General features: G+C 40.1%; 18 protein-coding genes, 1 tRNA gene and 1 riboswitch. Of the genes, 2 read left to right on the top strand and 17 right to left on the bottom strand.

What is annotated here, in order from left to right; genetic code table 11:
- Nucleotides 1-77: 77 nt before the first annotated feature.
- The 5 genes from IV67_RS07520 to guaB all read right to left on the bottom strand — a co-directional run bounded on the left by IV67_RS07520 (nt 78) and on the right by guaB (nt 4,165).
- Nucleotides 78-149 (bottom strand) — tRNA-Gly (locus tag IV67_RS07520).
- Between the two features lie 76 nt (nt 150-225).
- The gene (gene queA / locus IV67_RS07515) at nt 226-1,278 is read right to left on the bottom strand and encodes a tRNA preQ1(34) S-adenosylmethionine ribosyltransferase-isomerase QueA (RefSeq protein WP_057788640.1); all 1,053 of its coding nucleotides are present in this window, start codon (nt 1,276-1,278) and stop codon (nt 226-228) included.
- Complete coding sequence (gene ruvB, locus IV67_RS07510) at nt 1,278-2,291, bottom strand: Holliday junction branch migration DNA helicase RuvB (RefSeq protein ID WP_057788638.1); 1,014 nt, start codon at nt 2,289-2,291, stop codon at nt 1,278-1,280. Before ruvB ends, queA begins: the two co-directional genes overlap by 1 nt.
- 13 nt (nt 2,292-2,304) lie before the next feature.
- On the bottom strand, nt 2,305-2,901 hold the full coding sequence (ruvA, locus tag IV67_RS07505) for a Holliday junction branch migration protein RuvA (protein ID WP_057788636.1): 597 nt from the start codon (nt 2,899-2,901) through the stop codon (nt 2,305-2,307).
- 109 nt (nt 2,902-3,010) lie between these two features.
- Nucleotides 3,011-4,165, bottom strand: a complete 1,155-nt coding sequence (gene guaB / locus IV67_RS07500) for an IMP dehydrogenase (RefSeq protein ID WP_057788634.1) — start codon at nt 4,163-4,165, stop codon at nt 3,011-3,013.
- A gap of 71 nt (nt 4,166-4,236) precedes the next feature.
- Nucleotides 4,237-4,335: riboswitch (purine riboswitch) on the bottom strand.
- Between the two features lie 170 nt (nt 4,336-4,505).
- On the opposite strand from guaB, the gene IV67_RS07495 reads away from it, so the two are divergent.
- The gene (locus IV67_RS07495) at nt 4,506-5,726 is read left to right on the top strand and encodes an MFS transporter (RefSeq protein ID WP_057788632.1); all 1,221 of its coding nucleotides are present in this window, start codon (nt 4,506-4,508) and stop codon (nt 5,724-5,726) included.
- A 38-nt stretch (nt 5,727-5,764) separates the two neighbouring features.
- On the opposite strand, the gene IV67_RS07490 is transcribed toward IV67_RS07495, so the two are convergent.
- From IV67_RS07490 to uvrC, 4 genes are all read right to left on the bottom strand, one after another.
- Nucleotides 5,765-6,412: a DUF1361 domain-containing protein gene (locus tag IV67_RS07490; RefSeq protein WP_057788630.1), complete on the bottom strand. Its 648-nt coding sequence runs from the start codon at nt 6,410-6,412 to the stop codon at nt 5,765-5,767.
- A 13-nt stretch (nt 6,413-6,425) separates the two neighbouring features.
- Nucleotides 6,426-7,100 (bottom strand): YigZ family protein, encoded by a 675-nt coding sequence (locus IV67_RS07485; RefSeq protein ID WP_057788628.1) that lies wholly within the window; start codon nt 7,098-7,100, stop codon nt 6,426-6,428.
- 109 nt (nt 7,101-7,209) lie between these two features.
- Nucleotides 7,210-8,520, bottom strand: a complete 1,311-nt coding sequence (gene obgE, locus IV67_RS07480; RefSeq protein ID WP_057788626.1) for a GTPase ObgE — start codon at nt 8,518-8,520, stop codon at nt 7,210-7,212.
- A 100-nt stretch (nt 8,521-8,620) separates the two neighbouring features.
- Nucleotides 8,621-10,405, bottom strand: coding sequence for an excinuclease ABC subunit UvrC (gene uvrC / locus IV67_RS07475; RefSeq protein WP_057788623.1), 1,785 nt, complete (start codon nt 10,403-10,405; stop codon nt 8,621-8,623).
- Nucleotides 10,406-10,566: 161 nt separating this feature from the next.
- On the opposite strand from uvrC, the gene IV67_RS09570 reads away from it, so the two are divergent.
- Nucleotides 10,567-10,701 carry a hypothetical protein gene (locus tag IV67_RS09570; RefSeq protein WP_269082769.1) on the top strand — a complete coding sequence of 45 codons (135 nt, stop codon included), beginning with the start codon at nt 10,567-10,569 and terminating at the stop codon, nt 10,699-10,701.
- A 45-nt stretch (nt 10,702-10,746) separates the two neighbouring features.
- On the opposite strand, the gene IV67_RS07470 is transcribed toward IV67_RS09570, so the two are convergent.
- The 8 genes from IV67_RS07470 to IV67_RS09310 form a co-directional block, all read right to left on the bottom strand.
- A complete protein-coding gene (locus IV67_RS07470; protein ID WP_057788621.1) occupies nt 10,747-11,982 on the bottom strand; it encodes an ABC transporter permease in 1,236 nt (411 codons plus the stop codon).
- Entirely contained in the window at nt 11,975-12,880 is a 906-nt protein-coding gene (locus IV67_RS07465) for an ABC transporter ATP-binding protein (RefSeq protein ID WP_057788619.1), read from the bottom strand. The genes IV67_RS07470 and IV67_RS07465 overlap by 8 nt, the downstream gene beginning before the upstream one ends.
- Nucleotides 12,881-12,960: 80 nt before the next feature.
- Nucleotides 12,961-15,870: an FtsK/SpoIIIE family DNA translocase gene (locus IV67_RS07460; protein WP_083486707.1), complete on the bottom strand. Its 2,910-nt coding sequence runs from the start codon at nt 15,868-15,870 to the stop codon at nt 12,961-12,963.
- Between the two features lie 31 nt (nt 15,871-15,901).
- Nucleotides 15,902-16,417, bottom strand: a complete 516-nt coding sequence (locus IV67_RS07455; RefSeq protein WP_057788617.1) for a tRNA (cytidine(34)-2'-O)-methyltransferase — start codon at nt 16,415-16,417, stop codon at nt 15,902-15,904.
- Nucleotides 16,418-16,513: 96 nt separating this feature from the next.
- Nucleotides 16,514-17,707 carry an AI-2E family transporter gene (locus IV67_RS07450; protein ID WP_057788615.1) on the bottom strand — a complete coding sequence of 398 codons (1,194 nt, stop codon included), beginning with the start codon at nt 17,705-17,707 and terminating at the stop codon, nt 16,514-16,516.
- Between the two features lie 20 nt (nt 17,708-17,727).
- A complete protein-coding gene (locus tag IV67_RS07445) occupies nt 17,728-18,756 on the bottom strand; it encodes a lactonase family protein (protein ID WP_057788613.1) in 1,029 nt (342 codons plus the stop codon).
- Between the two features lie 126 nt (nt 18,757-18,882).
- Nucleotides 18,883-19,830 carry a TerC family protein gene (locus IV67_RS07440; protein WP_057788654.1) on the bottom strand — a complete coding sequence of 316 codons (948 nt, stop codon included), beginning with the start codon at nt 19,828-19,830 and terminating at the stop codon, nt 18,883-18,885.
- Between the two features lie 207 nt (nt 19,831-20,037).
- Complete coding sequence (locus IV67_RS09310) at nt 20,038-20,187, bottom strand: hypothetical protein (protein WP_157050314.1); 150 nt, start codon at nt 20,185-20,187, stop codon at nt 20,038-20,040.
- Nucleotides 20,188-20,299: the final 112 nt, after the last annotated feature.

The following is a 20,299-nucleotide window of genomic DNA, read 5'->3' as shown; positions in this document are numbered from 1 at the left end:
TGGTGACCCTACACATTTGTTTATATCGAAACGATATTCAGTTTTCAATGATCTACCTTGACTTATTTAAAAGTCAAAGCGGATGACGGGAATCGAACCCGCATTCCCAGCTTGGAAGGCTGGAGCACTAGCCATTGTACTACATCCGCAAATTATTATCTGTTGCCGAACAACAAATAATAATATACCGCAATTAAACGATACTGTCAACAAAAATACCTAAATTTATTTATGAACGTACATTGCATCCCCAAATGAGAAGAAACGATAGTGCTCTTCAATCGCATGTTGATACGCATTTAAGATGTTTTCACGTCCCGTAAATGAAGCCACTAACATGACCAACGTTGACTTAGGCAAGTGGAAATTCGTAATAAAGGCATCTACCACAGTCCACTTATAACCAGGACGAATGAAGATATCGGTCCAACCTGAATCCGCCTCTAATTGACCATCAAACTTTGATCCAATTGTCTCAAGTGTACGAATAGATGTTGTTCCAGTCGCAATAATGCGCCCCCCATTGGCATGAACTTCATTCAATGTATCAGCCGCTTCTTGTGAAAGTTGGTAGAACTCGGAATGCATTTTATGATCATCTAAATTCTCTTCTTCAACCGGGCGGAATGTCCCCAAGCCAACATGCAAAGTTAACTCAACAATCTTAACGCCTTTAGCTGCGACCTTCTCCAACAATTCAGGCGTCCAATGCAGACCAGCTGTTGGTGCTGCAGCAGAACCATTTACCTTAGAGTAAACCGTTTGATAACGTTCTTTGTCATCTAATTTTTCTTTGATATAAGGTGGCAATGGCATTTCACCTAATTGTTCTAGAATTTCCAAGAAAATACCATCATAGTGGAATTCAACCATGCGTCCACCATGTTCTAATTCTTCTGTAACCACACCTTCTAATAAACCATCCCCAAATGAAATCGTTTGACCAACACGATACTTACGGGCTGGCTTAATCAACGTTTCCCAAACATCATCATGGTCTTGACGCAATAGTAGGACTTCAACATGCCCCCCAGTATCAGGACGTACACCATATAGACGCGCAGGTAAAACACGTGAGTTATTCATAACCAACGCATCACCTGGGTTTAAATAATTAATAATATCGTAGAAATGTTGATCATCTGTTGCACCAGTATTCGCATCTAAAACCAGTAAACGTGATGTATCACGCTCTTTAAGTGGCGTTTGTGCAATCAGTTCCTCAGGTAAATCATAATCAAAATCATCTAAAGTATAATTTTTCACATCATCTGTCATTATTTCTGCTCCTTGTCTGAATACGGAATATGTAAATGTTCATAAGCTAGTGGTGAAACCTGTCGTCCACGCGGTGTTCGCTGAAGAAAGCCAATCTGCAATAAGTAAGGTTCATACATTGATTCAATTGTCTCAACTTCTTCACCAATATTAGCCGCAATTGTATTTACACCAACAGGTCCGCCGTGGTAGAAATCAATCATCGTATGCAAAATTTTATGGTCAATCTGGTCTAATCCCATATTATCAACCTTTAACAAGGCTAAGGCATAATCAACAGTCTCATCTGTAATTTCATCTTGATGATCAACCATCGCAAAATCACGCACGCGTTTTAACAAACGATTTGCAATTCTCGGGGTTCCGCGTGAGCGTCGTGCCAATTCAAACGCCCCTTGATCAGAAATTGTTGTATTAAAAACATCAGCTGAACGTTTAATAATCGTTGCCAATTCATTTGAATTATAATACGCCATATGTTCCACAATGCCAAAACGATCACGTAAGGGTTGTGATAGCATCCCTGCTCGTGTCGTTGCACCAATTAAAGTAAATGGTGGTAATGGAAAATGGACCGGATGGGCGGTAGGCCCTTCCCCAACAATAATATCCACATAAAAGTCTTCCATCGCCGAATAAAGCATTTCTTCAACTGGCTTTGGTAACCGGTGAATTTCATCAATAAATAAGACATCCCCTGGACTCAACTCATTTAACAAAGCTAATAAATCACCTGATTTTTCAATCGCAGGGCCACTCGTTGTTCGAATCCCCACTTCCATTTCATTGGCGATAACCATTGCCAATGTTGTTTTACCAAGGCCTGGTGGCCCATACAATAACACATGGTCTAAGGATTCTTCGCGTTGCTTGGCAGCTTGAATATAGACGGATAACCGTTCCTTTAATGTCGCCTGTCCAATATACTGCTTTAGAGTACTTGGACGTAATGACAATTCTAACGTTTGTTCCAATTCTTCAGCCGAAGCATCATGTAATAAATCTTCAGTCATTGATTACTTCTTTCTATTGTAATAATTTCAATCCAGCACTCACATAAGCAGCTGTATCTGATAACGTTTCTGCCTGTAATTGCTTTTCGATTCGCTTTAAGTCCTTTTTGGCATAGCCCAATGCTTCTAACGCTTGCAAAGCTTCAGCCAAATTATCTGGCTCAGCCATTTTTGGCAATTCTAATTCAAAAGTATCTGAGTTGGTCTGGAATGGTAGTTCGTCAACTTTATTTTGTAAGTCCAAAATAATCTGCTGGGCTGTTTTTTTACCAATGCCAGGAAATTTTGTCAAAAAACTCACATCATTATTAACAATCGCTTGCACGAGTCCAGAATGATCGCTACTTGCCAAAATCGCCAAAGCTGACTTAGGTCCAATTCCTGAAACAGCTAACAACTTTTGAAAAAGCACTTTTTCATCTAACGTTAAAAATCCGTATAAAGTTTGCTCATTGTCTCGAACAATTTGTTCCACATAAACTGTTGCTGTTTGCTGATTTGTGAAGGCAAATGGATTTGCAGTGACGACGCGGTAGCCAACACCGGCGACATCAACCACAATATAACCAGGCATGACATTTGTAATCATCCCTTTTAAATATTCAAACATGTTCTTGCACCTCACTCATTTCGTTTCTAGTTATTTATTATATCAGATATTAAGTTAAAGCGAAGTTGCAAATCAAAAAAAGCCCCTAACTGATGTTAGGGACATTTGATTATGCCTTACCGTAATTTGGTGCAGCCTTTGAAATTTGCACATCATGGGGATGACTTTCAATCAAACCAGCATTTGTGATTTGAACGAATTGGCCTTTTTCAATCAACTCTTCAATTGAACCGGCACCAGTGTATCCCATTCCTGAACGAAGACCACCTAGGATTTGGAAGATGACATCATCTAACACACCCTTATAAGTTGTACGGCCTTCAATTCCTTCAGGAACCATCTTATTTGCTTCATTCACTTCGCCTTGGAAGTAACGATCCTTTGAGCCATTTTCCATTGCCGCAATTGAACCCATGCCACGATATGTCTTAAACTTTAATCCAGTTTGTTCATCTGTCATGACTTCACCTGGCGCTTCTTGCGTTCCAGCTAACATTGATCCAAGCATTACTGCATTTCCACCGGCCGCAATCGCTTTAACAATGTCACCAGAATACTTCAAACCACCGTCAGCAATAATGGTTTTACCATATTGTGCCGCAACTTCAGCTGCATCCATAACTGCCGTTAATTGTGGTACACCGACACCGGCAACAACACGTGTCGTACAAATTGAACCAGGACCAATTCCAACTTTAACAACGTCAACACCCGCATCATAAAGGGCGGCTGCTCCGGCTGAAGTTGCAATATTTCCAGCAATAATATTTAAGTTAGGAAAGGCTTCGCGAATTTCAGCAACTTTACGTAAAATACCATCTGAATGCCCATGGGCTGAATCGAGGACAATCGCATCAACACCTTCAGCAACAAGCGCTTCTACACGCTTAAGTGAGTCTGATGTTACACCGACTGCTCCAGCAACAATTAAATGTCCCTTCACATCAGTTGCGGCATTAGGGAAGTTCCCATAATCTACGTCAGCATTTTTAACCTTGGCAACTTCAGCTGCTTGTTGTTCAATAAGCATATTTTTATGCACAACCCCTAAACCACCTAATTGTGCCATGCGAACGGCCAAACGTGATTCAGTAACGGTATCCATTGCAGCTGACAAAATTGGAATATTTAATTTTAGCGTTGGAGTTAATGACACCGCCAAATCAACGTCATTTGGTAACACGTGGGATTCTGCTGGGACCAATAATACGTCATCGAATGTTAAGCCGAGTTTAGTTACCTTATTTGTGCTTGAAAATGTCATCTTTTCCTCCAATAAATGTGTCTATAACCAAATAAAAAAGTGCACCTGCGGATACAAATATCCACAAATGCACAAAAAATGCATTTGCGGATTGTCGCCATTTTAGGAAGGCGGTAGAAACTTGTTAGCCATTTTCTAACAATTAAATCTGCAAATTACTTATTATTTAGTTATAAATTAGTTGTCTTTTTGAATATAATACACTGTCTTATATTTTTTGCAAGTGTTTTTTGCAAAAGTTAATTCGCTTTCAGGGGCGTAAAGTTCTATAATACAGTACATCTAATCAGCGAAATGGCCATCTCCACAATGACCTCAATGCACTAAAGGGGGAATTTTAATGCTTCAAAAAATTCAAAATAAATTAGCTGACTTACCTATCTGGCAGCGTAATTTGTATGTACTCTGGTTTGGTGTATTTATGATGGGCATTGGCTTTAGCGAAGTTCTTCCTTTCATGTCACTATATGTTGATACTTTAGGAAAATTTACAGCAAGCCAATTATCATTCTATAGTTCACTAACCTTTTCTATTTCATACCTAGCGACAGCGATTGCGTCACCTTTCTGGGGGCGTTTAGCCGATGCCAAAGGTCGTAAGTTGATGTTACTACGTGCCGCTTTTGGAATGGCAATTGTCTTTGCCTTAATGGGCATTGTCACAAATGTGTGGCAATTAGTCGCACTGCGTGCAATTCAAGGTTTATTAGGTGGTTTCATTTCTAATGCAAATGCGATGATTGCCACTCAAACTCCAAAGAATCGCGCCGGCTATGCCATGGGACTGTTGGTAACCGGAACAACAGCCGGTCAACTTCTCGGTCCCTTTATTGGTGGTACTTTGGCATCCCTATTTTCATATCGCCTTGCCTTTTTCATCACTGCTATTATTTTTATGCTTGTCTTTTTGTTAACTTGGTTCATGGTTCAAGAAGATTTTGTCCCGGTCGAACGGGATCAAGCACCATCACTCAAAACGGTTATCAGTGAACTTGATGACCCAAAGTTAACATTTGGTTTGTTTACAACCACTTTAATTATTCAAATGGCCAACTTCTCAATTTCGCCATTCATCGCTCTGTTTGTACGTGAGCTTAATACAACAAGCCTTTCAACCACATTTTTGGCCGGTGTTGTCACAGCCATGCCTGGAATCGCCACCTTATTTGCAGCTCAAAAATTTGGTGTCTTGGGCGATCGATTTGGAACCGATAAAATGATTTTAGTTGGCTTTGGAATTGGCTTTATTTCACTCTTACCAATCGCGTGGGTGACAACCATCTGGCAATTGATTTTCTTACGGTTCATTATGGGAATTTCAAATTCAACGATGATGCCTGCGGTGCAAACCTTGTTGACGCGTACAACGCCACGCCAAATTACAAGTCGGATATTTTCATATAACCAATCGTTTCAATCGATGGGAGCTGTGTTTGGCCCATTGCTCGGGTCAGTCGTCGCAACCCAATTCGGCTATCGCGGGGTCTTTGTTGCCAGTGCCATTTTAGTTGCTTTAAATGCCATTTGGTTCTTAAATCTTTCAAAAAGTTTACGCCAATAAAAAATAGGATTCCAGTTCAATACTGGAATCCTATTTCTTTATCCACGTTTTAAACAATAATAAACTGCAAACAGAATCAATTGCAGGGCCGTGAACCAAATCATAAACATCACCGTGAAATGAACATCGTTCATCACTGAATATTCCACTGCTCTTAACACCCGCACTGGTTCTGTGAATATATGCCATGAATTTAACCGAAGATAACGGCCTAAATAAATACCAAACGATGTTAACACCGCTAACCCACCATAATAACCAATCGATAGTAATTTTGGCGTATTGCCCAACATCGCTTGCTGCATTTGATAAGCACTCTCTAATCCAAAAAGAACACCTAGAAAAATTCCTGCTGATAATAAGACATAGTTGATAACCTGCACACCAGCAACTAAATCAACACCAGTTGCCACAAGATGCAAATAATCAGTAATCATGTATATCGTGTTGGGATAAAAGAAAAGCCAAATTAAACCAACCACGCCTAACAAAAGCACGGGTGCTTGTTTTTGCTTTAAGAAAACAAACAAATAACTTAGATTAAGTGGAATCAACGCCAAAAACAAATTCCAAATTAAAAATTTATTTGGTGTTGCGACACTTGCTACCCACACCATCAAAATGATGGCACTGACATTTAACCCAATTAAATTATAAAACTTCATTCGCAATCCTTGCGCTTGCATGGGGATCACCTCTCTATTTTAGTGAAGATGTTTTCGCTGTTACATCACGCTCGTAAGGCACTTCAACAATACGTTCATCTCCGACAATCAAACTCGCCTGACCAGCGGTCTCATTCGTCACACCATTTTCAAATTGCTCAATGTTTGTCGCTTCAACGCCGACCGTTAGCGTTACCGTTGACCCATATTCCGTATCAAGAATCTGATAACTGTTTTGTTCCAACCAATACTTCAAACTTTCAAACTGACTATAAGCGACCTCAATCAGCACTTCATGTTGTACAACTAATTCAACACGTCCAATATCCGCAACACCATCCGCCACGGTACCAGCATAAGCGCGAATTAATCCACCCGCTCCTAGTTTGATACCACCAAAATAACGGGTGACGACAGCAGCCACATTATGCAGTTGATTATTTTTAATCACTTCTAACATCGGAACACCGGCTGTTCCAGCTGGCTCCCCATCATCTGAATAACGTTGTACAGAATCGGTTTCCCCTAAGACGTATGCCCAGACATTGTGCGTCGCTTTACGTTCTTGTTTTCTAATTTTTTCCAAAAACGCTTGTGCGTCGTCTTCATTTTCAATTCGCGCAATATTTAAAATAAAGCGTGACTTTTTGATTTCTTGTTCATAAACGGCTTGCTTTTCTGCAATCGTTAAATTTAACGTATCACTCATACGAGCCTCCTACCTTTTTATACGTCTATCTATTATACATGACCCAACCTTAAACCACACAAAAACCGTTGCCGTAAAAGTGGATTCCTTTACAACAACGGTTTATTAATTATTCTTCGTACTCAAATTGGAAATCGAGAATTTGAACGGTATCACCATTCTTTGCGCCGGCTTTACGCAAGGCATCATCAACACCCATCTTACGAATCACACGCGCAAAACGCATAATTGATTCTGTAAAGGCTGTATTCGTACGACGCATCAAATCTTCAACTTCATCACCATAAACAACCCACAAACCAGGTTCTTCTTCTTCAATTTCGAAGGCTGGCTTTTTATTTGCTTCAAATTCATAAGTGACAGAATCTTCATCTGGCACCATGTCCTTGGCAATAAATTGTGGTGTCACATCCAATAAGTCAGCTGTACGACGCATCAATTCTTGTACGCCATCGCGATTCAATGATGAGATTGGCATAATTTCAACATTGTCAGCGACATCAGGATCTGCTGCCAACTGTTCTTTGAACATTTCCAAAGCCGTTTCGGCATCAGGCATATCCATCTTAGTTGGTACAATAATTTGTGGACGTTCCAATAGGGCTGGATCATATGATTCTAACTCACGATTAATCGCTTGATAAGCTTCATAAGGATCATTTTCAGGATCAATCCCAGACATGTCAATCATATGCAAAATAACACGCGTACGTTCAACATGTCGTAGGAATTGAATTCCCAAACCAACACCATCAGAAGCACCTTCAATCAATCCAGGCAAGTCAGCCATAACAAAGTCACGACCATCATCTAATTGCACCATTCCTAGATTAGGGACCAACGTTGTAAAGTGATATTCAGCAACCTTTGGCTTCGCAGCTGTAACCACTGAAAGTAAGGTTGACTTCCCAACAGATGGGAAACCAACTAATCCAACATCAGCTAACACACGCAATTCTAATTGCAAACCAAATTCTTGACCTGGTTCACCATTTTCAGCAATTTCAGGGGCTGGGTTACGTGATGTCGCAAAATGAATATTTCCACGACCACCGCGACCACCCTTGGCCACAACTAATTCTTCACCCGGTTCAGTCAAATCACCGATAATTTGACCGGTTTCCGTATTTGTGACCGTTGTTCCTTCAGGCACACTAATGACAAGGTCATCTGATGAACGACCCGTCATCCCCTTAGTAGCTCCATTTTGTCCTGGAGTCGCCTTAAAGTGACGCTTATAACGGAAATCCATCAAGGTGCGTAATCCTGAATCAACTTTTAAGATAACAGAACCACCACGACCACCGTCACCACCAAATGGGCCCCCACGGTCAATATACTTTTCATGACGGAAAGAGACGACACCATCGCCACCCTTTCCTGCTTTTACATTAATTTTTACTTGGTCGACAAACGCCATCGTTTATGACCTCACTTTCTTTTTTTCAAAACTGCAATAATCCGTAATCTTCAGTATAAATTATATTCGTTTTAATTTCCACTAACTCAGCAAAGTTCGCTTAGTCTTGCCGGGCTTGTAATGAAATTTTGATATTTTGAATCACTTTTTCCGAAAGGCCGAGTGCTTTTAGTTCATCGTCGGGCGCATTCCCAATTTTCTTTAATGACCCATACTTGGTCAACAGTTTTTGGCGCGTCTTTGGCCCAACTCCTGAGATTTCATCAAGTTTTGAAGCCAGTGAATTCTTAGAACGTAACTGACGATGAAAAGTGATGGCAAAGCGATGCACTTCATCTTGAATACGTTGTAACAAGAAAAATCCTTGTGACTTCGGATCTAAATGAACATGCGGACTCCCCTCTTCTTTTAGCAGGTCCGCCGTCTTGTGATGATCGTTTTTAACCATGGCCGCAACCGGCAAATCTAAACCTAGTTCATCTTCAATCACTTCTTTAGCGGCGTTCAATTGAATTTCACCACCGTCCATCAACACCAAATCCGGTAATTCAGCATTTTCTTTCAACAAACGCGTATATCGACGTCGAATCACTTCCATCGTCTCAGCCCGTTCATCCGCATGAGCAACCGACTTTGTTTTATATTTACGGTAGAGTTTCTTATTTGGCACACCATCTTCGAACACAACCATCGCGGAAACCATCTCTTCACCACTGGTATGGGAATGATCAAAGGCTTCAATCCGATGAATTTCTGGAATACCTAAGGCATCAGCAATCTCTTGCATGGCACCACTCGTCTTTTGCTCATTCATTTCCATCAAACGGAATTTTTCATCCAATTCAATCTTGGCGTTCTTTTCGGCAAGATCCATGAGCGCTTTTTTCTCACCACGTTGCGGTGTCTTGACCGCTATGCCTAACACCTCCGCAATCATCTTTTTATCGACATTAGCCGGAACCAACAATTCTTTAGGCAAAATGGCATTTTTTCGATTGTAGAACTGCAAAATAAAGGTGGTTAACTCTTCGCCGACATCATCAACAATGGCAAAGACACGTTTTTCGCGCTTCATCAAACGTGATTGTCGGATAAAGAATACTTGTACAGATAACCAACCTTTATCCAAATAGAAATTAATTAAATCGCGTGGCGTTCCATCATTAGAAATAATTTTCTGCTTTTCAACGGTTGCGCGAATAAACTTCAATTGATCTCGTAAATCAGCTGCACGCTCAAATTCTAAATTCTCCGATGCGGTCGTCATCCGCTCCTGCAGTTGTTTAACAACCGCTTTCGTATCCCCATTTAAAAATGATTGAATATGTTTAATTTGATCCGCATATTCAGCTTCAGGTACTTCCCGATAACAAGCACCTAAACATTGTCCCATGTTGGCATACAGACATGGCCGGCCTTGATAACCATTACACCGGCGTAAAGGATACACTTTTTGTAAAAAATGGACGGTTTCTTCGGCAGCATACACGTTGGGATATGGCCCAAAATAATGAGCGCCATCCTTTTTAACATCACTGGCCAACATGATTTGCGGATCACGTTCATTCGTGATTTTAATATACGGATAGCCGGTACCACGCTTAAGACGAATATTGTAGTAAGGTTGGTATTTTTGAATCAACGTCACTTCTAAAAGCAGTGATTCTTTTTCTGAACTTGTCACAATATAATCGAAATCTGCAATATTTTTAACAAGTTCCGCCGTTTTTCCGGTGTGCTCACTTTTAAAATACGACCGGACACGATTTTTTAAATTTTTGGCTTTTCCGACATAAATGATTTTCCCATTAATGTCTTTCATTTGATATGAACCTGGTAAATCAGGTAGGAGTGCCAATTTTTGTTCAATATGTTGCGAAGCCATGTTTAGCCTCCTTTCATGTTTGATTCAATAGCATCTATTATACACCACTTTAGCATTTTTCACGTCAAAAATTCGGTTTAACTAAATATCATCCATTTACTTTAGCGCAAAAAGTGCTAAACTATAGGCAATCCTATTTTTAGAAAGGAAGTCATAACATTATGGGACTACTAACACGCCGTCAAGATGAACTTGGCAAAAACATGGAAGAGACTTTCCAAATTCCTGATTTAGATGATGATAACAGCGCCAAGACCTTTTTGACTAAGAAAAATAAAGATAACAACGCGAAATAAGCAATTTAAAAAGCGACCAGTTCATTTGAGCACTGGTCGCTTTTTTTAATGGCGTTTAAATAGATTTTTTAAACTTAAAATCGCAGATTTCGTGATATTCCCTTCACGATACGTTAATACATTTTGCTTATAAACATTTAAACCAAATGTGCCTAACAACACAAGTGCCACGAGTTCAAGACCTAGAGCAATCCAAGCATCACCCATGGTTGCGTATTGTAATCCCAAACGTGCTGGCATTAATGTCTGTGAAAAGAATGGCACATACGACATGATATTTAAGAACATATTATGTGACTGTCCATTAACCAAAAAGGTTAATGCATATCCAATAATTGACAAATATGTCACTGGTGCCACAGCTTGTTGCACTTGACTCAGGTCATTCACCATCGCCGCTACAATAGCCGTCAGTACCATATATAACAAAATAGAGACTAAGACAATTGCCACCGTAATGCCCGCAAAGGTCCAATCAACACCCTGTAAGGTATCCAAAACCGTTTTGACTTGTGGAATTTTAGGGAGCCAAATTGCGCCTACAAGCCCACAAAGGAGGTATAGTGCGCCATGCAGCAAAGCCAAAAGGCCAATGCCACCAATTTTCCCAAAGAATTGAACCCCTGGGGATGTTGCAGCCAATAGAATTTCCATGATACGTGATGATTTTTCATTCGCAATTTCTTGGGCAATCATCCCCACATACGAACTTAAGAATGTGAAAATTAAAATTCCTAAGACGATCGTCACCCCATAGTTCGCGCCGTTCACATTATCGCCATTCGCATTCACACCCTTTTGACTCTGCACATGGGTATCAATTTTTGGCGGTGCTAACAATTGGTCTAATGTCTTCGAATCGACTTGTAATTGTTGCGCCCGCTGGGCAGTATTAAATTGCGTTAGACTGGCCGTTAAACTATTATCATCGATATTTTGTCCATCCGCTCTTTTGGTCAATGTGAATTTTTGATCCTTTTCAACCAGTACGGCATCCAATTTTTCAGCACTTAAATCTTTTTTGGCGGCCTGATCAGTTGGATAATCTTTTATAATCGCATCCAATGCTTGATCACCTTTTAAGTGTTGGCTCAGTGTTTGATTTTGAACAATTCCAATTTCAGGCTGAGCTTGACTTTGCGTCGCCTGGACTAGCCATCCAATCCCACCCATGGCACCTAGTAACAAAATGGGCGTCAAGACCAACATCCAATAGCCAACTGTTTTAATGCGTGTTTTAAATGTTTGTTTGATAACCGTGAATAATTGTTTTTTACGCATGGTTTTGCTCCCCCGCCGCGACTTCTCGTCTAAAAATGGTATCCAAAGTTGGCGGTTCTTGCGCAAATACCGGAATATATCCCGTTTGCGTCACCAAATTAAAGACATCTTTTCCAACTGCTGGGTCACTCAAATGTAACTTACGTCCATTGCCGGCATGTTCCAGCTGTGCAATCCCAGGAATTTGTAACAATTCCGTATCACTAATCGGCGCTTCCAAATAAATCTCAGTCCGGCCAAATTGCTCACGCAATGCATTCGGTTCTCCCTGTAGTACAACATTGCCGTGTCGTAGCATGGTTAACTTATCCGATAATTTTTCAACACCAGCCATATCATGTGAGCTAAAAATAATCATGGCACCTTGCGCCTTCAAATTTAATATTTCTTGCATCATCAATTCTGTATTCACTGGGTCTAAGCCCGAAAAAGGTTCATCTAAAATCAAAAATTCCGGTTCAAAAATAACCGTTGCGATTAATTGAATTTTTTGTGCATTTCCCTTTGATAGACTTTGGACTTTATCTTCTGGCTTTCCCACAACATTCAAACGTTTCATCCAGTCCCGTAAGGCAATTTTAGCATCTGCTTTTTTCATACCATGTAATTCGGCAAAATATAGAATTTGATTCTCAATGCTGGCTTTTTGATATAATCCACGCTCTTCTGGTAAAAAACCTAGTTTTTGACGTTTCACATCGTCAATTTTGGCGCCATCCCAAGTCACGGTACCACTCGTCGCTTCAATAAAATCTAGAATCATCCGAAAAGTCGTCGTTTTTCCAGCACCATTTTGCCCAATTAAGCCCATCACTTCACCAGGCTTAATGGTCATATTTAAATGATTTACAGCTGTCTTGGTCCCAAATTGTTTGGTTAACTCTGTAATTTCAATCATCAGTATTTTCTCGATTCTTCATAGTACCCAAATTATAACAAAACGGACGTCATGCGCAAAGGGCATGACGTCCGTCTGAGTTAATTTTGATTTGGCGTTGATCGTTTCAATGATGGTAACATGTCTGCTGTAAAATTAATTTCACGCGGTTTAGAACCATTCTGTGGTCCAATCAAACCACGATCCGACATATCATCAATCATACGACCGGCACGATTATAACCAATCTTGAAATGACGTTGAATAGAAGAGGTTGAGGCCCCATTTGCCCGTAAGACAAATTCTAAGACCTCATCCCAAAGTTCATCCAATTCATCCGCACCACCATTTTGATCAAGTGATTGCACTTCAGCATCGGAAACCGTCATACTCTCATCATATTGTGCCTCACTTTGTTCCTTAATGAAATCTGTCAAATTTTCAACATCTTCATCAGAAATAAAGGCACCTTGCACACGTTGCGGTCCATTTGAACCAATTGGTGCAAACAACATATCACCACGACCTAAGAGCTTTTCGGCCCCGTTTTGGTCCAAAATTGTACGTGAATCCACTCCAGATGACACGGCAAAGGCCATTCGAGAAGGCACATTGGCTTTAATCAATCCTGTAATAATATCAACAGAAGGACGTTGTGTGGCAACAATCATATGAATTCCCGCCGCACGACCCAATTGCGCAATTCGCACAATTGAATTTTCAACATCACCTGAAACAGATGAAGTCATCATCAAATCAGCCAATTCATCAATAATTACAACTAGATATGGCATCTTTTGCAATTGCGTTGAAGGGTCCTTCGCGTTTTGCTTTTCAACATAACGGTTATACCCTTCCATATTACGTACACCTTCATCGGCAAGCAGTTTGAAACGACGGTCCATTTCTGCAACCACTTTTTTCAAACCAAGTGATGCCTTCTTAGGGTCTGACACAACTGGCGTAATCAAATGTGGAATATCGTTATAAACTGACAATTCCACCTTCTTTGGATCAACTAACATCAAACGCACTTGACTTGGCTTTGCTTGCAAGAGAATCGAGGCCAGAATACCATTAATCGCCACAGATTTACCTGAACCAGTTGATCCAGCAATCAACAAATGTGGCATCTTCGTTAAGTCCATCTTCACAACGCCACTTGTCACACCACGACCAATTGGCACAGTCAAAGGATGTTCCGTATCAATTTCAGCTTCTTCGACCATGTCTTTAAAGCCAACCGTTGCTTGTTGATCATTGGCCACTTCAATTCCGACAACATTCTTACCCGGAATTGGCGCTTCAATACGTAACGATTTAGCTGAAAGTGATAGGGCCAAATCATCGGCCAAGTTTTGAATTTTTGAAACCTTCACCCCAACAGCGGGTTTAATTTCATATTGCGTCACCGTCGGTCCTAAGACAACCTTTTCAACGGTTGCGTTAATATGAAAACTTTTCAGCGTTTCATGCAAAATTAAGGCTTTTTCATTCAAAGCATCACGTTCCGCCGTTTGGTCGGTTGAACCAATTTCAGTCAACAAATCAGTTGAAGGAAGTTGATAATGGGCATCATCAATCACGGTCCCCAAACCACTCGCATCAACATCAGCGGTTGGTTCTGATTTTGTCGACGGCTCAACATGTCCAACATTATTTTGATGTGGCGTTGTCTTAGGATTTGTTGCCGCATCATTATGTCCAATCACATCCGCATGAGTCAAAGGTGCATCTGAGAAATCCTCTTCAGGCAACTCTTCACCAAAAGTAACTGGCGCAATTTGTGCGTCTGCTTGTTGCACAATGCGATCAGCATCAAAATCAGGATCAGAGACATACGCTTCTATTGGGGCATCATCATCCGTTGGCAATGGAATATCCGGTGCTTGAACCACGCTTGCCCTTGTTTGATCATGATGCTTTGGTGTTTGAGTCACACTTGCCGCTGTTTGATCGTTAAGCTTTGCGTTTGGTGCTTGGGTTACACTCGCTGTGGTTTTCTCATCAATCACTGTATTTGGTGCGACCGCACTACTTGCCGTATCTTGCGCATGGCGGGCAGTTGGTGCCACAATTTCAGGCATTTTAAACTCAGTACTACTTGCCTGTAATGGGTCCGCGTTAACCGCTGCTTGCGCTAAATTGATTGCTTCAGTTGCCGATGCATCTGGCAACTGTTGCTTTTGCTCTTCCGCGGTCGGTGCCCCAAATGGATCATCCCGAAAGACATCTGACATTGGTTTTCTTTGTCTTACTTTAAAGTCAGAGACTTTTTCTGTGACATTTTCATGAACTTCAGTGGCTTTGTCTTGGACATAGTCACCAGTGCCTTCAGCCAAATGAAAGAAGTTATCAAAAACTTCTTTTAATGAAATATTCAAGAGCATGACGAGTCCACCTGCAATAAGTAAGACATCGATCAGCCAAGCGCCAAAGTTTCCCATTAAGACATAAATGCCTTGATAAAGAATGGCACCAATCATCCCCCCACCAACTGGTGTTGAGACTGCGCGATTATTCACATCTTGCGCAATATACTGACTGACCATGCCCATCAAATTTGAATGGGCATTCATTTTTGAAAACAACACAATTGATCCAGCCAATGCAATCCCCATATAAAGCAAAGTAAATCCGATATAATGATTTGTTTTTATTTTTTTAGGCCATTGATTATATGCGACGACAACTAAGAGCATCAATAAGAAACAAACTAAAAAGAGTTGATAACTACCACCAATCAACCATCTAACGGCATTGGCAAAGTAGACGCCTAATAAACCAATTCTGAAAATAGCCAGTACACTCAGTACCAAGAAAACGAGCGCCAATAATTGTGGCCAATGTTGTTGCCACCATGACGTGCCCTTCTTTTTAGCAGGTCCTTTTTTAGCAGGGCCCTTTTTGTTAGTGGTAGTTGTTTTGCTTGTTGGCTTTTTTGCTGTTGGTGTTTTGCTTGTTTGTTTTTTTGCTGTTGTTGTCGGCCGGCCCTTTTTTATCTCAGCCATACTGCCTCCTACTAACTTCTTTTAACGACATTTATTTCAATTTATCATAATCATAATCAAACGTTAAGTCGAGACCTTTAAAACTTTGTTGTCTCAAAGCCTCATAAACCACAATTGCAGCCGTATTCGCCAAATTTAGCGAGCGAATGTGGTCATCATTTTGCGGAATACGTAACGCTGCCTGCTCATGCTTACGCATAAAGGGTTCCGGTAAACCAGTTGTTTCTTTTCCAAAAAGGAAATAATAATCATGATCTGGATTTGTATAATCGGCTTGATGATAAGCCCGTGGCGCAAACTTAGAAATTAAGAACAATTCATCTGTTTCAGTTAATGAATCCATAAATGCTGGTAAATTCGGATGGATTTCTAAATCAACTGTATCCCAATAATCTAATCCGGCACGTTTAACATGCTTGTCATCCAATTCAAAGCCCAATGGTTCAATTAAATGCAACTTCGTGTTCGTTCCAGTTGCTGTGCGGGCAATATTTCCGGTATTAGACGGCATTAACGGTTCAAATAAAACAATATAATTCGTAGACATGTTTCAGTTCTCCTATTTTAGACTGTAATCAAAAAATTATAGCACGAACAGAAACCTGTCCGTGCTATAATTTAAAATCTTATTAAACCCTTTAACCTATTCGGTTGATGTTTGATCCACTTGCGGTTGTAATTCAACGGCTCTAATTTCATCCTCTTCATAGAGACCTGAAACCTTACGCCACCATTGATACAACTTTGTAAGTAAGACCTTCATGACCGCATAACCTGGAATTCCTAAAATCACACCTGGCAAACCAAACAAATTTCCAGCTGACAACAAAACAACCAGTACGGTTACTGGATAAATTTCCAATGAATCCCCCAACAACTTTGGTGAAATCACATGTCCTTCTAGCACCTGTTCGACTGCGAAAACCAACACAGCTTGCACGAATAAGACCGGTGATACTGATAAGGCCACCGCTAAAGCAGGTAGCATCGCCAAAAATGACCCAATGTAAGGAATCAAATTAAACAATCCCGCCAGCACAGCTAAGAATAAACCATATGGTAAGCCAATAATCGTAAAGCCAATACCAAACATAATCATAACGGCGAAAGCCACTGAAAGTTGTCCACGAATGTAATTTGCAATTTGACGATTAATGTCAGTTAACGTTTCGCGGAATGAAGGTTGTGCCTTTTTAGGTAAAAAGCTTGTGAGATATACTGGCAGACGATGACCATCCTTTAGCATATAAAACAACATCACCGGAAATGTTACAAGGCTAATCCCAATCTTGGTAATTGAGCCGAGGATACTTGAAACACTATTAATACTTTGCTTTGCATATTCACTAGAAGATGTTGAGAACCAATTACCCAAACTATCATTTAATTCAGTGACAAAAGCGTTTACCTGTGGATATTTATTATCCTTAAGTAATTCGTCCGAGATTTGGGTAAAACTATGCCAGTAACCAGGTACATGGCTCACAAAACTCCGGATTTGTTCCCCAAACCAAGGGATAAATACAGCTAAGCCCCAAATCAATAGCGCTAATAATGCTAAAAAGAAACATAGAATAATGATGGTTCTTTTCACATTTAATTTACGTTCAATCAGGTCAACAACTGGATTTAAAAAGTAATAAAACACACCCGCAATCATTAATGGTGCCCCAACCGCTGAAAAAATGACCTTAAACGGTGCAAAAATAAAGCTTACCTTTGACACCATAAAGACAATTAATAAGAGCAGTAAGATAACCAGGAGCGTGGTCACTGTTTTATTATTTAAAAACCAGCGATAAAACCATGATTTATTCTGGTCATGTTTGACATCCATTTAAAAAGCTCCTAAATTTTTTATTTTACAAAAGTAAGACGAACAGGTTCTGAAACTGCAATATCCTTTGTTTGCAAAGTCAACAAACCTGTTTGTGCATCACGTTGGTATACCGTTGCATTGTCAGTGTTTTGATTCGTTGCAATCACAAAGTTTTCATCTGGTGACAAAGCAAAGTCACGTGGGAAATCACCCTCAGTTGAAATTAATTGAACGCGTTCGGCAATTGAACCGTCATCTGCCAACTTAAAGACGGCCAATGAATTGTGTCCACGATTTGATGTGTAAACAAAACGACCATCGTTTGATAGATAAATTGCAGCTGCTCCGTTGTGTTCAGTCCAATCTTCAGGCTTAGTTGATACAGTTTCGCGAAGGCTAAAGCGACCAGTCGTCGCATCATAATCAAGCACTGACAATTGTGATGACAATTCACCGAGCAAATAGGCAACCTTACCGTCATTACTGAAGCGGATATGACGTGGGCCAAAACCAACTTCTGTTTCAAAGACAGCTGCTTCACTTAATTTGCCTGCTTCAGAAACATCAAACGTATAAACTTTATCACTACCAAGGTCGACCGCAACCAAGCGGTTATCTGGTGTCAAATTAGCAAAGTGCATATGTGGGCCATCTTGTTCTGGACGTGGTCCTGATCCTTCAGCTTGGAAGGCATCAGTTTGTGTCAATGTGCCATCGGCAGCAATGCTGTAAACTTCAACCGTTCCTTTATGATAATTAGCTGTGTAAAGCAATTGGCGCGCCTCATCAACGGCAACATAAGCGGGAGAAGCACCATCAGCAATCACTTCTTGCTTCAATGTTGCTTGATTTCCGTCGTAATCATAAACGGCAATGCCCCCTTGTCCATCTTGCTTATCAACAGCATAGAGGACATTGGCATCACTAAGTGCTAGGTAAGTTGGTGAACCAACTTCAGCTAATAATTCAACGTCTGAAATGGCACCAGTTTCAGTGTCAAAATCAGCCTGATAAATTCCTTTTGATGTGCGTTTTGTATATGTTCCAAATAACATTTTCTTCAACATTCGCTTTGTCCTCATTTCTTTTTTCTCGTGTATACAGGCTCTATTATAGCATAAAGTCGTCCCCACACATCAGATTATGTGATGTGTATAACAAAAAGCACCCACAACATGTGAGTGCTTTCAGCATTAAATTTGTTTTTGTTCGCGACGTGAAACAATTACCGATGCCACAATTGAAATTGTCAATAATCCAACAATCACACTCAATGAAACCATATTTGAAATTTCAAATGAGCCGCCAAGCATCTTGCTACCTTCATTGATAATCATTTTTGCCCCGATAAAGGCCAAAATACCAGCCAAAGCGTATTTAATGTATCTAAACATTGGCAAAATACTTGCCAATGCGAAGTAAAGTGAACGCAATCCCATAATGGCAAAGATATTTGATGTGACCACAATAAATGTATCCTGCGTCACCGCCAAAACAGCTGGGATTGAATCAACCGCAAACAATAAGTCTGAGGCTTCGATGAACAAAAGCGCTAGTAAAAATTGTGTCGCATAGCGCTTCCCATTTTCACGAACCACAAAATGGGGTTCTTCAACATCTTCTTTCAACGGCAACACTTTTCGGAACAACTTGATAATCGCACTATCATTTAGATCGTTGTCTTCTTCCTTTTCAAAGAGCATCTTAACGCCTGTGTAAACAAGGAAGGCACCAAATAGGTACATCAACCATTCGAATTGATGCAGCAAAGCAGCCCCACCAAAAATGAAGATAACACGCATCACCAGCGCCCCGAAGACACCCCAAAATAAAATGCGATGTTGATATTTTGGTGCAATTTTAAAGTAACTGAACACCAAAATAAAAATAAACAAATTATCAATACTTAACGACTTTTCTAATAGGTATGCAGTTATAAAGTCAACCGCATGGGCACGCCCACCAAAGTACCAAACCCCACCAGCAAAAATAAACGCTAATGCAATCCAAAAGGCACTCCATAGCAATGAAGATTTAACGCTTGGTTCCTCATTGTCCTTATGAAACACACCCAAGTCTAAGGCCAACATGATCATAACGAACACGAAAAAGCCAATCCAATAACCAATACTTACTTCCAATTTAAAACTCATCTTTCTACAAATGGCACAAGGAATCTCCACAATTATTCCTAACAAGATTATTATACAGATAATACTTTAATTAACAAATCATATTTGGCGATTTTTAGGCCATTCAGGATAATTTTTTCTTTACCCTTAAAATTTGACATTCATGAGACTAAAAAAACTACTCATATTTAAAATAAATACCAGTAGTTTTTAAATTTATGCATTTCCTTCAATGGCTTTTCCCGTAAGTGATTGGTCTTGCATTTTCTCAAACGAAGATGTCATCACCTGTAAACCATTTTCTTTTAATTTATTAAAATTATAGTGCAAATTACCGGGTCCTGTCTGCCCTGCATCAAATTTCATAATCAATATCTCCCAAATATAAATTATTTTGTTATCCACACTGACCACAACACTGCTAATTTGTTATTAATTATTACTATTGTGTAACAGTTAGATAACATAAGAAACATTT

Source organism: Weissella minor (assembly GCF_001437425.1).
Lineage (GTDB): Bacteria > Bacillota > Bacilli > Lactobacillales > Lactobacillaceae > Weissella > Weissella minor.
This window is presented reverse-complemented; position numbering and strand designations above follow the sequence as displayed.